We start from the raw sequence: 13,966 nt of genomic DNA, 5'->3' as shown, positions 1-13,966 counted from the left end.
CCTGGACGTTCAATTCGAAAATTGACGAGATTATTCATCTATCCAGCCCACCCGAATTGAAGTCTATTCCAATAATCTTTTCTGGCAAGACTTCGTTAAGCATGATGAGTCGCTTTGCTTGCAGCTATATTTGATCCATCCTTGCCGCATCGCCTGGATGGACCCTACGGCCCCGTGTCGCGGTTGACACGGCGGCGGCAGGCGCGAATAAAAGACCAGCCCCCTGCAATCCGGCGCGCCATGAATGATCTGCTGAAAATCGCTGTCCTGTCCGCTCTGGCGCTGTCAGCGTGGGTCATATCCGCGCTGGCGCAACCAGCCATCCCGGACTACTGGGACGAGAAGGAACGGCTCTCGCGGCCCGACCTGTCATCGGTCGAACGGGTGCGCTTCCTGACGACCGTCGATTTTCCGCCATTCAACTATCTGGATGCCGAAGGGCGACTGACCGGCTTTCACGTCGATCTGGTCCGCGCCATCTGTCGTGAATTGCAGATTGCCGACCTGTGCCAGATTCAGGCACTGCCATGGGACGAACTGGAAGAGGCGATCGGCTCCGGTCAGGGCGAAGCTCTCATCGCCGGCACGCCGGTGACAGCTGAAACACGCACCGGCTATGCGTTTTCACGTCCTTATCTGCGCTTCCCCGCCCGCTTCGCCGTACCGCGCTCGTCAACATTGGCCGAGCCGATGCACAGCACCGTGGCGGGCCGGCGCATCGGCGTTCTGGCCGGGTCTGCCCATGAGGCCATGCTCCGCACCTACTTCCCCGATGCCCAGGTGGTGACCTTCGCGCGGCCTGAATGGCTGTTTGAGGGGCTGCGTGGCGGCAAGCTCGACGGCATATTCGGCGACGGCATGCGCCTGTCTTTCTGGCTGGCCGGAAGCAATTCGCAGGATTGCTGCCATTTCGTCGGCGGCCCCTATATCGCGCCGGAATTTCTCGGCTCCGGCCTTGCCATCGCCGTCCCGCACACGAAAGCCCTGCTTGCCGAGGCATTCGACTATGCGTTGCGTGACCTGACGGTCAACGGCACCTTCGCCGAACTCTATCTGCGTCACTTTCCGATCAGCTTCTACTGAGCGCAGCGCCCCGAACGAGACGCTGCGCCCCTGGATACGGTCAGGCTGCCCGGCGATGACGGATGGCAGCCGAGCTTTCGATCGCCGCAACCACCAGCGGATCGATTGCAAACTGATCCCGCACGATATCGAGCACGCGCGTTTCCTCCTCCTTCACCGACATATCGGCAGCAGCAACTTCAACCGCGAGCGCATAGGCCGTCTCGCGAAGCTCGTCGCTTAGCGCCGACCTGATCAACGCCAGCAGGCCACCAAGACCGGCTTCTTCCTGAAGCAATTGCTGGCATTGCTGCGCCACTTCAAGCGTGCGGGCCTGCGGGAACCCCTCAAACACCGGCAGCGTGCGGATGATCGCACCGATCCGCGCCAGCTCCCGGTCTCCCATATCGCGGTCGGCCGCCGACATGATGACCATCAGATAGACGAGCGCTTCTTGCGGTGTAGGTTTTGACATGGGGTTCTCCATCGTTTGAACTGGGCCGAAAATAGGTGCGCACAGGCCGCATCGCAACGTAAAACCCGCGCAAACATTGACGTTTTGCGAAACCAAGCCTAGAGCTTGCGAGCGCTGGCCCCGCACTGGCCCAGTGCCCGCAAACTCTCACAGGAAGCCCTCAATGACTGATACGCGATCCAACTCGCTCACGCTTTCGCCTGAAATCCTCGCCGCCGCGCAGGAGAGCAAAGCATGGCCGTTCGAGGAGGCTCGCAAGATCGTCAAACGGTATGAGGGCAAGGACTGGCCGCAGGTCGTCCTGTTCGAGACCGGCTATGGCCCCTCCGGCCTGCCGCATATCGGCACATTCGGCGAAGTGGCGCGCACCACGATGGTGCTGCATGCCTTCCGCATCCTCACCGAAGGCAAGGTTCCCGCACGCCTGCTGTCGTTCTCCGACGACATGGACGGCATGCGCAAGATCCCGGACAACGTGCCGGACCGTTCGTTCCTCGAGCCGCATCTGCACAAGCCGCTGACCGTCGTGCCGAACCCGTTCGGCGGCGAGCATGCCAGCTTTGGCGCGCATAACAACGCCATGTTGCGCCGCTTCCTCGACACGTTCGGCTTCGACTATGACTTTGAAAGCGCGACGGAATTTTACAAGTCGGGCAAGTTCGACCCGATCCTGCGCCGCGTTGCCGAGCGCTATGACGCCATCATGGACATCATGCTGCCGACGCTCGGCGAAGAGCGCCGCGCGACCTATTCGCCGTTCCTGCCGATCTCACCCAAGACCGGCCAGGTTCTCTATGTGCCGATCAAGAAGGTCGATGCCGTCAACGCGACCATCACCTATGACGATCCGGACGGCGAGGAAGTCACCCAGTCGATCCTTGGCGGCAATGTGAAGCTGCAGTGGAAGCCCGATTTCGGCGCGCGCTGGGCGGCACTCAACGTCGATTTCGAAATGTTCGGCAAGGACCACGGCCCGAACATGGGCGTGTACGATTCCATCTGTAAGGCGCTCGGCGGGCGTCCGCCGGAGCATTTCGTCTACGAATTGTTCCTCGACGAGAACGGCGAGAAGATCTCCAAGTCGAAGGGCAACGGCTTGACCATCGACGAGTGGCTGACCTACGCGCCGACGGAAAGCCTTGCGCTCTACATGTTCCAGAAGCCGCGCACGGCCAAGAAGCTCTATTTCGACGTCATTCCGCGCGCCGTCGATGAATATTACCAGTTCCTCTCCGCCTATCAGCGGCAGGGCTGGAAGGAGCGTCTGGGCAATCCGGTCTATCACATCCACAATGGCAACCCGCCGGTGATCGACCTGCCGGTGTCGTTCGCGCTGCTGCTCAATCTGGTCAGCGCCTCGAACGCCCATGACAAGGCGGTACTGTGGGGCTTCATCTCGCGCCATGCTGAGGGCGTGACGCCGGAGACCCATCCGGAACTCGACCGACTGGTTGGCTATGCGATCCGCTATTTCGACGATTTCGTCAGGCCAACCAAGGTGTTCCGTGCTGCCGACGAGGTCGAGACGGAGGCGCTCAAGGCGCTGTCGGACAAGCTTGGCACCCTTCCGGCAGACGCCGATGGCGAGGCGATCCAGAACGCCGCGCTCGACGTCGCACGCAATATCGAGCGTTATCAGGACCATAGCAAGAAGAGCCCGGAAGGCGGACCCGGTGTTTCGGTCGCCTTCTTCCAGATGATCTATCAGGTGCTGATCGGACAGGAGCGCGGGCCGCGTTTTGGCTCGTTTGCGGCGCTTTACGGCATCGACAACACGCGTGGCCTGATCGAAAAAGCGCTGAGCGGTCAGCTAGTTGCCTGATTGAACCTGCGGCAACGCAGTGGACGGAATTGAACTATCGGGGGCGGGTCCAAACAGGCCTCGCCTTTCCTTTTCGGCCTGAGCCCCAAGCTTCGCATAGGGGCCATCGGCGGCAGCCTTGACCCAACCTTGGGAAACCAGCCATTCAGCGGGATTGTGAGTGCCGAGGGTGCAGTCGCTGACGACCGCCTCCTGAACCGGCACAGGCGTTACCACACACGAAAGCGCACGGCCGCGCAGCCAGGTTCGGAATGCCGTCCGGGCGTGGATGCCGCATGGCCACTGCTTGCCGCTATCGCCACATTGTTGTTGCGGATCAGTGACTTCGATACCACCGAGCACCACCTTGTGGCCCTGCGCTTCGAAGGAGCCGGCGGCGGTCACGACGGGACGATGCAGCGCGGTCGGTTGTGGTGGCAGGTCACGCGGATCGGTCGCACGTCCCATCGGGCTCAGTGGATCGCGGTCCTCGACGCGTTCGAACTGGCCGGGTTCGATGATCGGCGCGCCGAGAATGTCGGGGGCGACCGGACGGATGACGGGCACGACCGTCTCCGCAACGATTTCGGGGCCGAGATCCAGCTCTCCGATTTCCGGCACTTCCAGGATCATCTCGCCAGCGTCAACGACCGACGATTGCGAGAGAATCCGATTGCCCGCAACCGTATATAAAAAGGCTGCGACAGCGATTCCACCGAGCGCCAGCAACGCGACGGGCGCGGTTAACCTATTGACTTGCCCAGACAATTCTTGCCATCCACTCGATTTCGACCAACGGCAGGGCGCGATCCGGATAAACCGGATTCAACGACATCAATGTCACCGTTTCGGACGTGCGCGCTGCGAGCACCTTGGCCATTATTTCACCGCCACGCGTTCTGGCGACCACGCGGTCGCCCTTGCGCAAGCTCGCCCCCGGCTGCACGATCAGGATATCACCATCGCGATAAAGTGGCATCATGGAATCGCCCGACACCTTCAGCGCATAAGCGCCCTCGCCGGCCTCGGCAGGTGCATCGATTTCCTCAAGACCCTGCCCGACCGGGAAACCGGCGTCGTCGAAATAGCCACCGGTTCCGGCCTGCGCAAAGCCCATCATGGGCAGCGTGGAGGAAGCGCGCCGGGGCGTTGATTGCGCTACGCCAGAGCGGGAATTTTCAACCAATTCAATGAGTTCGCTAAATGAAGCGCCGGTCGCCTCGAGGATCTTGGCAAGCGATTCGGTCGAGGGCCAGCGCGGACGGCCATCGGCGGAATAGCGTTTCGACTTGTTGAAAGCGGTAGAATCGAGACCTGCCCGGCGGGCGAGCCCCGACACGGACAGGGCATGGCGCTCGGCCAATGCGTCGATTGCAGCCCAAACCTGTTCATGCGAAAGCATCGGACGTCCTTCGAAACAGGAAAAAATGCCTCTCTCAATAGGTAAGACATGCGATACGGGCTGTCCAGAACTCAGCCCTTGGCGAGCTGGCGCAGACGCCCGTGAGAGGCCATGAAGATGCGCTCTTCCTCGCTCGGTTCGCGCGGACGGATGGACGCGCCGAGCTGGGCGACGAGATCGTCGATTTGCAGGAAGCTCTTGTTTTTGAAGTCATAAATTCCGGCAGTCGTCATCACCAACGCCGCCGTGCGACCGTCTTCAAGCACGAAACGATGGCGACCGATGACTTGCGTGTCTTCCCAGGTTTCGACGGTGGAAACGACCTCGAACTTCTTCCAGAGCCGGATTTCGCGAACGAAAACAGTCTGCAAACCACCCATCATCGGAGCCCAGCCATTCTTGCGGGCGAGGTCGATCAGGCCGGCGCGATAGAAGATGTCGATGCGGCCAACATCGGCGAGCATCATGTAGCGCGCATTGTTGAGATGCATGTTGGAATCGATGTCGGTTGGCAGGCAACGAAACTTCAGCCTGCTCTCATCGCCCATCATATAGCGACCGCGCGATTTGGCGGTCAGCATCATGCGAGCAAGGCGTCCCCAGACATACATTCAGGCTCAACCCCTTGATTTCAAACGCGGTGGAAAGTGATCCACATTTCAAAGGAAGGTGGAAGAGTTTTTCCAGCTTCCTTTGAGATGTGATTGAAAATCAATGACTTGCGAACTCTGTGCGACGAAGCGTGGCAAAACGAGTCCAAAAACGCGCCGGTAAAGGACAATGCCGCAAATAGACCGGCGCGTTTTCGTCATTTCGGTGTCAACGACAGGAAATCACCCTCCCCCGCGGGGGAGAGGGTGACAACTCCGGTCAGGCGGCCTTGTCGGCCTTCGGATACGGGTTGAAACGGTCGTAGAACGTCTCACCCTTTGCGGCCATGTCGATCAGCAAGGCAGGCGCCTTGAACTGCGCGCCGTACTTGCCTTCGAGGCGATTGGCCAGTTCGACGAACTGCTTGACGCCCATACCGTCGATGTAGCTGAGCGCGCCACCGGTGTAGGGCGCAAAGCCGAAGGCGAGGATCGAGCCGACATCGGCTTCACGCGGATCGGTGACGATGCCCTCTTCCATCACGCGGGAAGCTTCCAGAGCGATGGTGACGAGGAACCGCTGCTTCAGTTCCTCAACATCAATCTTGTCGGCGTCCTGCTGCTTATAGAGATCCTTGAGGCCAGCCCAGAGATGCTTCTTGGCTGGCTTTTCCGGATAGTCGTAGAAGCCCTTGCCGTTCTTGCGGCCATGGCGACCATGGGTGTCGACCATGGTGTTGACCAGCGCGAACTGATCGGCGGCGACAGCGCCTTCGCCGAGATCGCGGATGGTCTGCTTCATGATCTTCTGGGCAAGGTCGATGGCGGTTTCGTCGGTCAGCGCCAATGGGCCAACCGGCATGCCGGCCATGCGCGCCGAGTTTTCGATCATCGCCGCCGGAACGCCCTCGATCAGCATCTGGAACGCTTCGGCCATGTATTTCAGCACGCAGCGGTTGACGTAGAAGCCACGGGTGTCGTTGACGACGATCGGGGTCTTCTTGATCGCGCGGACATAGTCGATCGCGGTGGCAATCGCCTTGTCCTCGGTCTTTTCGCCCAGAATGATCTCGACCAGCATCATCTTGTCGACCGGCGAGAAGAAGTGGATGCCGATGAAATTGGCCGGACGCGACGAGTTCTGCGCCAGCGACGAGATCGGGATGGTCGAGGTGTTGGAAGCGAAGATCGCATCGGAAGCGATGACCGCCTCGGTCTGCTGGGTCGCGCCCTTCTTGACTTCGGAATCCTCGAACACGGCTTCAACGACGAGGTCGCAGCCCTCAAGATCCTTGTAGTCGACGGTGGGCGTAATCAGCGACAGAAGCTGGTCCTTCTGCTCTGCCGTTGCGCGGCCCTTCTTGATCGCGCCGTCCATCAGGCCAGCCGAATGGGCCTTGCCCTTTTCAGCCGACGCCATGTCGCGGTCGAGCAGGACGACCGGGATACCGGCCTTGGCCGTGACATAGGCAATGCCTGCGCCCATGAAGCCAGCGCCGAGAACGCCGATCTTCTTGAACTTCGTCTCCGGCACGCCAGCGGGACGACGCGCACCCTTGTTCAGCTCCTGCAAGGAGACGAACAGCGAGCGGATCATCATGCGGGCTTCGGTCGAGCGCATGATCTGGGTGAAGTAGCGCTGTTCGATGCGCAGGGCGGTGTCGAACGGAACCAGCAGGCCCTCATAGGCGCATTTCAGGATCGCCGCAGCGCCCGGATAATTGCCATAGGTCTCGCGACGCAGGATCGCGATTGCTGGCGGCCACAGATTTGCACCGGCTGCCGAATAGACCGGACCGCCGGGCAGCTTGAAGCCCTTTTCATCCCACGGCTGAACCGCCTTCAAACCATTCTTGATCATCGCCTTGGCGGTTTCGATCAGCTGGTCCGGAGCTGCGATCTCGTGGATCAGGTTCATGCCCTTCGCCTTCTTCGGCGACAGGTTCTGACCCGAAGTGAGCATCTGCAGAGCCGACTGCGGATCGGCCAGACGCGGGACGCGCTGGGTGCCACCGGCGCCGGGGAAGATGCCGACCTTGACCTCTGGCAGCGCCATCTTGACCTTGTCGCTATCTGCGGCGACGCGACCATGGCAGGCCAGCGACATTTCGAATGCGCCGCCCATGCAGGTGCCGTTGATGGCGGAAACCCAAGGCTTGCCGCAGGTTTCCAGCTTGCGGAACAGCTGGCTCATGCGACCGGCATTGTCGAACAGAAGCTGGATCGCCTTGTCTTCGTCCTTGGCCTGCTCGGCAGCAAAGACGCTCAGCATCTTTTGCAGCATGGTCAGGTCCGCACCGCCGGAGAAGGTCTCCTTGCCGGAGGTGATGACGGCACCCTTGACCGCCGCGTCGGCGACGACCTGATCGATGATCTTGTCGAGTTCGTCCATCACCTCTTCGGTGAAGACGTTCATCGAACGGTCCTTCATGTCCCAGGTGACGAGCGCAATGCCGTCTGCATCGGTTTCGACCGTGAAGTTCTTGTAATCAGTCATTGGAGAATTCCTCCTTGAAAACGGTTGCGGCGGGGCCGCGGTTTCCCTCCCCCTTGAGGGGAGGGTGGCGAGCGAAGCGTACCGGGTGGGGTTTCCCGATGCCGCGCACGGCCTTTGAAATTACGTTGAGCGTGGCCGCGAGGACCCCACCCCGGCGCTGACGCGCCGACCCTCCCCTCAAGGGGGAGGGAAAGCCCCGTGCTAGACCCTTTCGATGATCGTCGCGGTGCCCATGCCCGCGCCGATGCACAGCGTGACGAGAGCGGTGTTGAGATTGCGGCGCTCCAGTTCGTCGAGCACGGTGCCGAGAATGATCGCGCCGGTGGCGCCGAGCGGATGGCCCATGGCAATCGCGCCGCCATTGACGTTGATCTTGTCGTGCGGAATGTCGAACGCCTGCATGTAGCGCAGCACCACCGAAGCGAAGGCTTCGTTGAGCTCGAACAGATCGATGTCCGAGATCTTCATGTTGGCTTTTTCAAGCAGCTTCTCGGTCACGTCGACCGGGCCGGTCAGCATGATGGCCGGTTCCGAACCGATATTGGTGAAGGCGCGGATGCGGGCGCGTGGCTTGAGGCCCATCGTCTCGCCGGCACGCTTGGAGCCGAGCAGCACGGCGGCAGCACCGTCAACGATGCCCGACGAATTGCCGGCATGGTGGACGTGGTTGATCGCTTCGACTTCCGGGTGGCGCTGGATGGCGACGGCGTTGAAGCCGCCCATCTCGCCGGGCATGACGAAGGACGGGTTGAGCGAGGCCAGCGACTGCATGTCGGTGCCGGGACGCATGTGCTCGTCATGGTCGAGGATGACGAGGCCGTTCTGGTCCTTGACCGGCACGACCGACTTCTTGAAGTAGCCCTGCTCCCACGAATGGGCGGCGCGCTTCTGGCTTTCGACCGAATAGGCGTCGACGTCGTCGCGCGAGAAGCCGTATTTGGTGGCGATCAGGTCGGCGGAAACGCCCTGCGGCACGAAATAGCCCGGCAGGCCGACCGACGGGTCCATGAACCAGGCACCGCCCGACATGCCCATGCCGACGCGCGACATCGATTCAACACCGCCGGCGATGACGATGTCGTCGGAACCGCCGGCGATCTTGGCTGCGCCGAGATTGATGGCATCGAGGCCCGAGGCGCAGAAACGCGACAGCTGGATGCCCGGAGCGCGCTGATCGTAACCAGCCTCGAACGAGGCCGAGCGCGGGATCACGGAACCGGCTTCACCGACCGGATCGACGCAACCGAAGATGATGTCATCGACCTGGGAGGTGTCGAGGCCGTTGCGGTCGCGCACGGCTTCCAGAACCTTGGCGGCCAGACGCACCGCCGGCACCTCGTGCAGCGAGCCATCCTTCTTGCCGCGGCCGCGCGGCGTGCGCACGGCGTCATAGACATAAGCATCAGACATGATCTGCTTCCTTCCCTTCAGAACGGGTTTGTGGCTCCACGACGACCTCGCACTTCACCGAATTGGCGATGAAGCAGGCCTCGTGCGCCTTGTGATGTAAGTCTTCGAGCGTCGCCCTATCGGCGTCGCTGTCGATGGTGGGCCGGAGTGCGACGCGGGTGATGGCGATGCGGCCCTCGTCATTCTTTGCCATCACGCCTTCGGCAAGGTCGTGATAGGCGTGGATCTCGACACCGGCGCGGCGCGCGAAATCGAGAAACCACAGCATGTGGCAGGACGACAGCGAGGCGACGAACATCTCCTCCGGGTCCACGCCCGCCGCGTCCGACCAGGGGGCCGGGACGACAGAGGGCGACGGCGAGCCGGCGACAACCGCCCCACCGTCAAAGCGCAGCTCGTGCGAACGCGAATAGCGACCGGCGAGGAACTCATCGCCCGGGCGCGCGCGCCAGATCACTTCCGCGATATGCGTTGACATTCCAGCTCCTAAAGGCTGCGCGCAATCAGCAGCTTCATGATCTCGTTGGTGCCGCCATAGATGCGCTGCACCCGCGCGTCACGCCACATGCGCGCAATCGGGTATTCATTCATATAGCCATAGCCGCCGTGCAATTGCAGGCATTCATCCATGATCTTGCCCTGCAAATCCGACAGCCAGTATTTGGCCATGGAAGCAGTGACGGGATCAAGGCCGCCATTGATATGACGCGCGACGCAGTCATTGTAGAAGACGCGGCCGATGGTGGCCTCGGTCTTCAGTTCCGCGAGCTTGAACTGGGTGTTCTGGAACTCGAGGATCGACTTGCCGAACGCCTTGCGCTCCTTGACGTAATCGATGGTCAGCGCCAGCGCCTTTTCGCAGGCGGCAATCGCCGTGGTGCCAATCTGGAGCCGTTCCTGCGGCAATTGCTGCATCAGCTGGATGAAGCCCTGCCCTTCCTCGGAGCCGAGCAGGTTCGAGGTCGGCACGCGCACGTCGTTGAAGAACAGTTCCGACGTGTCGTTGGACTTGAGGCCGACCTTGTCGAGATTGCGGCCACGTTCGAAGCCCTCGACCTCATCGGTCTCGACCACGATCAGCGACGTGCCCTTGGCACCGGCGGACGGATCGGTCTTGGTGACGACGATGATGAGATTGGCGAGCTGGCCGTTGGTGATGAAGGTCTTGGAGCCGGAGATGCGGTAGTGGTTGCCGTCCTTCTCGGCGCGAGTCTTGACGCCCTGAAGATCGGAACCTGCGCCCGGCTCGGTCATGGCGATGGCGCCGATCAGTTCGCCGGTGGCCATCTTCGGCAGCCACTTCTTCTTCTGCTCTTCCGAGCCATAATGAAGGATGTAGGGCGCGACGATGGAATTGTGCAGCGCGATGCCGAACCCGTCGACGCCGACATGGCTGATCGCCTCGATGATCGCGCTCTCATGGGCAAAGGTGCCGCCCGAGCCGCCATATTCCTCGGGGATCGAGGCGCAGAGCAGGCCGTTTTCACCGGCCTTCTTCCAGCTCTCGCGGTCGAAGATCTCGGCCTTCTCGAACTCCTCATAGCGCGGCGCAATCTCGGCCTCGAGAAAGCGCGTGGCCATGTCGTAGAGCATGGCGACTTCTTCATCGGCCCATGCCGGTTTCGGAAGATCGAGAATGGTGGCTGGGTTCGTGCTCATGATCTCTCCTCTCCCGCCCCCTCGAGGGGAGGGTGGCCGCGAAGCGGTCGGGTGGGGTCGCTGACGAGGGCCGCGACTTTATTCTTTGCCATTTGTGAGACGTGCCAGGCACTGTGAATCACGTCCGGCTCATCAACTCTCAAAACTTCATACCCCAGCGAGCGCAAATAGGCGTCGCGATTTGCGTCATGCCGCTTGCCCTCCTCGCGCTCGTGGCTGTCACCATCAATCTCCAAAACAAACCGAACAGCCGGGCAGACAAAATCGGCAATATACGGCCCGATCGGGCATTGGCGACGAAACTTGATGCCTTGCGATTTAAGGTCGCGAAGCTCGTACCATAACAGTGTCTCCGCACGCGTCGCGTGATTGCGCAACGAGCGTGCCTTGTGACGCATCTCGGCACTGACACGTGTGCGCGGCACGATAACGCCCCTCCCCGGATAGCCGGAGCATAGAAGCGCTGACGCGCTGCCGACGCAACCCCGCCCGTCCATCCGCCTGTGGCGGCTGTCCACCCTCCCCTCAAGGGGGAGGGAAAGGCCGCCGGATCTCCCTCCCCCTTGAGGGGAGGGTCGGCGCGCAAGCGCCGGGGTGGGGTGGGTACGACGGGGCGGGACGTGGAAAAAGGAAGGTCGAGCCGGGTGGAGATAACCCCACCCGTCCATCCGCCTGCGGCGGATGTCCACCCTCCCCTCGAGGGGGAGGGAGCAGGCTGTGCCAGACCTCAAAACGCTTCCGCGTCGAGGGCCATCATCGAGTCCGCGCCGGACGAGATGCGGGCGAGATGGGCTGATGTTTCGGGCATGATGCGGTCCATGAAGTAGCGGCCGGTGACCAGCTTGCCTTCGTAGAGCGGCGCGGTTTCGCCGGCGGCGATCTTTTCCTGCGCGGTCTTGACCATGCGGCCCCACATATAGCCGAGCGCGACCAGACCGAAGAGGTGCATGTAGTCGGTCGAGGCGGCACCGGCATTGTCAGGCTTGGCCATCGCGTTCTGCATCAGCCACATGGTTGCCGCCTGCAAATCGTTGAGGCCCTTCTTAATGCCCTTGGTGAACGGAGCCATCTGCTCGTTGGCGCGGTTTTCCTCGCAGAAATCGCCGACTTCCTTGAAGAAGGTCTGCACCGCGCGGCCGCCATTCATCGCCAGCTTGCGGCCAACGAGATCGAGCGCCTGAATGCCGTTGGCGCCCTCATAGATCATGGCGATGCGGGCATCGCGCACGAACTGGCTCATGCCGTGCTCTTCAATATAGCCGTGGCCGCCGAAGACCTGCTGCGCCATCACGGCGTGGTCAAAACCCTTGTCGGTGAGGACGCCCTTGATGATCGGGGTCATCAGGCCCATGTGGTCTTCCGCCGTCTGGCGAGCGGCCTCGTCGGGCGAGGAACGGGTGACGTCAGCCTGAAGCGCGGTCCACAACAGCAGCGCACGACCCGCCTCGTTGATCGCCTTCATGTTCATCAGGTTGCGACGGATGTCGGGGTGAACGATGATCGGATCGGCCTTCAGCTCGGGCGCTTTCGGGCCGGACAGCGAACGGCCCTGGATGCGCTCCTTGGCGTAGGCAACGGCGTTCTGATAGGCGATCTCGCTGATCGACAGACCCTGCAGGCCAACGCCGAGACGCGCCTCGTTCATCATCACGAACATGGCGCGCAAGCCGCCATTTTCGGCACCGATGAGGAAGCCCTCGGCATCGTCATAATTCATGACGCAGGTCGAATTGCCGTGAATGCCCATCTTCTCCTCGATGGAGCCGCACGAAACGCCGTTCTTCTCGCCCGGATTACCGTCGGCATCGAGCTTGAACTTCGGCACGATGAACAGCGAGATGCCCTTGGTGCCTTCCGGCGCGCCCTCGATGCGGGCGAGCACCAGATGGATGATGTTCTCGGCCATGTCGTGGTCGCCAGCCGAGATGAAAATCTTCTGGCCGGAAATCTTGTAGGAACCAGTGCCGGTCGGCACGGCGCGGGTGCGCAGCAGGCCAAGATCGGTGCCGCAATGCGGCTCGGTCAGGTTCATCGTGCCGGTCCAGACGCCTTCGGTCATCTTCGGCACATAGGTCTGCTTCTGCTCGTCGGTGCCATGGACCAGGATCGCGGCAATCGCGCCCTGCGTCAGACCCGGATACATCATCAGCGCCATGTTGGCCGACGACATGTACTCGCCGACGGCGGAGTGGATCGTGTAGGGCAGCCCCTGTCCGCCGAATTCCGCCGGCAGCGACAGGCTCATCCAGCCACCTTCGCGATATTGGTCATAGGCTTCCTTGAAGCCCTTCGGCGTGGTGACAGAACCGTCTTCGTGACGGACGCAGCCCTGTTCGTCGCCAACGCGGTTGAGCGGGTGCATGACATTTTCGGCGACGCGCGCGGCTTCACCAAGGATCGCTTCGAGCATGTCGGGGCCGGCATCGGCAAAACCGGGAAGGTTGGCGTAACGCTCATAGCCGAGCACATCATTGAGCACGAACAGGGTATCGGCGACGGGAGCCTTGTAAATTGGCATGGATGTCCTCCAGACAGCAGGCGTGAGGCAGCAGACCGGATCATGCCGCCGGTTGTTCCAGGATGCCACATATTACCAACAATTGACGTTTGCGTAAACGTCAATTGTGAAGTCGGAAGGTGAAAATTCGCGCAAGAGCGGGGCTGGATGCACCGGGGGAAGCCGAGGATGACGACGGGACGCGACGTTGATGCGACGGAAGGGCGTTGCTCGCAACTGGCAAGGCGGGAAGCGTGTCGGGGCAGAAGTGCCGCGCGGACGCGGTGACACGGAGCAAGGCTAGGAAGTGGGGCGGTGCGTGGCTGGCCAGAGGTGATCGGCAGGCCCGCCGCACACTGAATCGCGTCGCGATCTTTTGAGAGTCGCGCCTGGCGCTTTAGCTGCTCACGAAACCGGTTCCCACTGTCGGGAGGCATGCTCGCTCTTACGCATGTCTCTAACCAGAAACCGGTTCCCACTTTCGGGAGACATGCTCGTTTTCACGCATGCCTTTGACCCGAAACCGGTCTCCACGTTCGGGAGGCATGCTCGTTTTCATGCATGCCTTGATCC

At 61.5% G+C, this 13,966-nt stretch carries 12 protein-coding genes; 2 read left to right on the top strand and 10 right to left on the bottom strand.

All coding sequences use genetic code 11. The annotated features are described in order from the left end of the window. Positions 1-240 precede the first annotated feature (240 nt). Entirely contained in the window at positions 241-1,083 is an 843-nt protein-coding gene (locus tag BMZ42_RS00450) for a transporter substrate-binding domain-containing protein (protein ID WP_091517443.1), read from the top strand. 40 nt (positions 1,084-1,123) lie between these two features. Here BMZ42_RS00450 and BMZ42_RS00445 read toward each other — a convergent pair whose 3' ends face one another. Beyond that, entirely contained in the window at positions 1,124-1,537 is a 414-nt protein-coding gene (locus tag BMZ42_RS00445) for a tellurite resistance TerB family protein (protein WP_091517441.1), read from the bottom strand. Between the two features lie 163 nt (positions 1,538-1,700). Between BMZ42_RS00445 and BMZ42_RS00440 the strand changes: the two genes are divergently transcribed. Then, complete coding sequence (locus tag BMZ42_RS00440) at positions 1,701-3,359, top strand: lysine--tRNA ligase (RefSeq protein ID WP_091517439.1); 1,659 nt, start codon at positions 1,701-1,703, stop codon at positions 3,357-3,359. Here BMZ42_RS00440 and BMZ42_RS00435 read toward each other — a convergent pair. The 9 genes from BMZ42_RS00435 to BMZ42_RS00395 all read right to left on the bottom strand — a co-directional run bounded on the left by BMZ42_RS00435 (position 3,348) and on the right by BMZ42_RS00395 (position 13,414). Further along, positions 3,348-4,106: a thermonuclease family protein gene (locus BMZ42_RS00435; protein WP_139207815.1), complete on the bottom strand. Its 759-nt coding sequence runs from the start codon at positions 4,104-4,106 to the stop codon at positions 3,348-3,350. The genes BMZ42_RS00440 and BMZ42_RS00435 overlap by 12 nt on opposite strands. Beyond that, a complete protein-coding gene (locus BMZ42_RS00430; protein WP_091517435.1) occupies positions 4,087-4,740 on the bottom strand; it encodes a S24 family peptidase in 654 nt (217 codons plus the stop codon). Before BMZ42_RS00430 ends, BMZ42_RS00435 begins: the two co-directional genes overlap by 20 nt. A gap of 71 nt (positions 4,741-4,811) precedes the next feature. After that, entirely contained in the window at positions 4,812-5,351 is a 540-nt protein-coding gene (locus BMZ42_RS00425; RefSeq protein WP_091517432.1) for a thioesterase family protein, read from the bottom strand. A gap of 259 nt (positions 5,352-5,610) precedes the next feature. Further along, entirely contained in the window at positions 5,611-7,827 is a 2,217-nt protein-coding gene (locus BMZ42_RS00420; protein WP_091517431.1) for a 3-hydroxyacyl-CoA dehydrogenase NAD-binding domain-containing protein, read from the bottom strand. 201 nt (positions 7,828-8,028) lie between these two features. Then, positions 8,029-9,237 (bottom strand): acetyl-CoA C-acetyltransferase, encoded by a 1,209-nt coding sequence (locus BMZ42_RS00415; protein ID WP_091517429.1) that lies wholly within the window; start codon positions 9,235-9,237, stop codon positions 8,029-8,031. Then, entirely contained in the window at positions 9,230-9,715 is a 486-nt protein-coding gene (locus BMZ42_RS00410; RefSeq protein ID WP_091517427.1) for an OsmC family protein, read from the bottom strand. The genes BMZ42_RS00415 and BMZ42_RS00410 overlap by 8 nt, the downstream gene beginning before the upstream one ends. 8 nt (positions 9,716-9,723) lie before the next feature. Next, the gene (locus BMZ42_RS00405) at positions 9,724-10,896 is read right to left on the bottom strand and encodes an acyl-CoA dehydrogenase family protein (protein WP_091517426.1); all 1,173 of its coding nucleotides are present in this window, start codon (positions 10,894-10,896) and stop codon (positions 9,724-9,726) included. Further along, positions 10,893-11,321 (bottom strand): endonuclease domain-containing protein, encoded by a 429-nt coding sequence (locus tag BMZ42_RS00400; protein WP_091517784.1) that lies wholly within the window; start codon positions 11,319-11,321, stop codon positions 10,893-10,895. The genes BMZ42_RS00405 and BMZ42_RS00400 overlap by 4 nt, the downstream gene beginning before the upstream one ends. A gap of 302 nt (positions 11,322-11,623) precedes the next feature. Continuing rightward, a complete protein-coding gene (locus BMZ42_RS00395; RefSeq protein WP_091517424.1) occupies positions 11,624-13,414 on the bottom strand; it encodes an acyl-CoA dehydrogenase C-terminal domain-containing protein in 1,791 nt (596 codons plus the stop codon). Positions 13,415-13,966 lie beyond the last annotated feature (552 nt).

Source organism: Aquamicrobium aerolatum DSM 21857, assembly GCF_900113935.1.
In the GTDB taxonomy this organism is placed as follows: Bacteria; Pseudomonadota; Alphaproteobacteria; order Rhizobiales; family Rhizobiaceae; genus Aerobium; species Aerobium aerolatum.
Note: the sequence above shows the minus strand (reverse complement) of the source record. Positions and strands in the feature narration are given on the sequence as shown.

Excerpts from the sequence above, each read along its gene's own strand:
- BMZ42_RS00450 (WP_091517443.1), top strand. The coding sequence starts at position 241 with ATGAATGATCTGCTGAAAATCGCTGTCCTGTCCGCTCTGGCGCTGTCA.
- BMZ42_RS00445 (WP_091517441.1), bottom strand. The coding sequence starts at position 1,537 with ATGTCAAAACCTACACCGCAAGAAGCGCTCGTCTATCTGATGGTCATC.
- BMZ42_RS00440 (WP_091517439.1), top strand. The coding sequence starts at position 1,701 with ATGACTGATACGCGATCCAACTCGCTCACGCTTTCGCCTGAAATCCTC.
- BMZ42_RS00430 (WP_091517435.1), bottom strand. The coding sequence starts at position 4,740 with ATGCTTTCGCATGAACAGGTTTGGGCTGCAATCGACGCATTGGCCGAG.
- BMZ42_RS00425 (WP_091517432.1), bottom strand. The coding sequence starts at position 5,351 with ATGTATGTCTGGGGACGCCTTGCTCGCATGATGCTGACCGCCAAATCG.
- BMZ42_RS00420 (WP_091517431.1), bottom strand. The coding sequence starts at position 7,827 with ATGACTGATTACAAGAACTTCACGGTCGAAACCGATGCAGACGGCATT.
- BMZ42_RS00415 (WP_091517429.1), bottom strand. The coding sequence starts at position 9,237 with ATGTCTGATGCTTATGTCTATGACGCCGTGCGCACGCCGCGCGGCCGC.
- BMZ42_RS00410 (WP_091517427.1), bottom strand. The coding sequence starts at position 9,715 with ATGTCAACGCATATCGCGGAAGTGATCTGGCGCGCGCGCCCGGGCGAT.
- BMZ42_RS00405 (WP_091517426.1), bottom strand. The coding sequence starts at position 10,896 with ATGAGCACGAACCCAGCCACCATTCTCGATCTTCCGAAACCGGCATGG.
- BMZ42_RS00395 (WP_091517424.1), bottom strand. The coding sequence starts at position 13,414 with ATGCCAATTTACAAGGCTCCCGTCGCCGATACCCTGTTCGTGCTCAAT.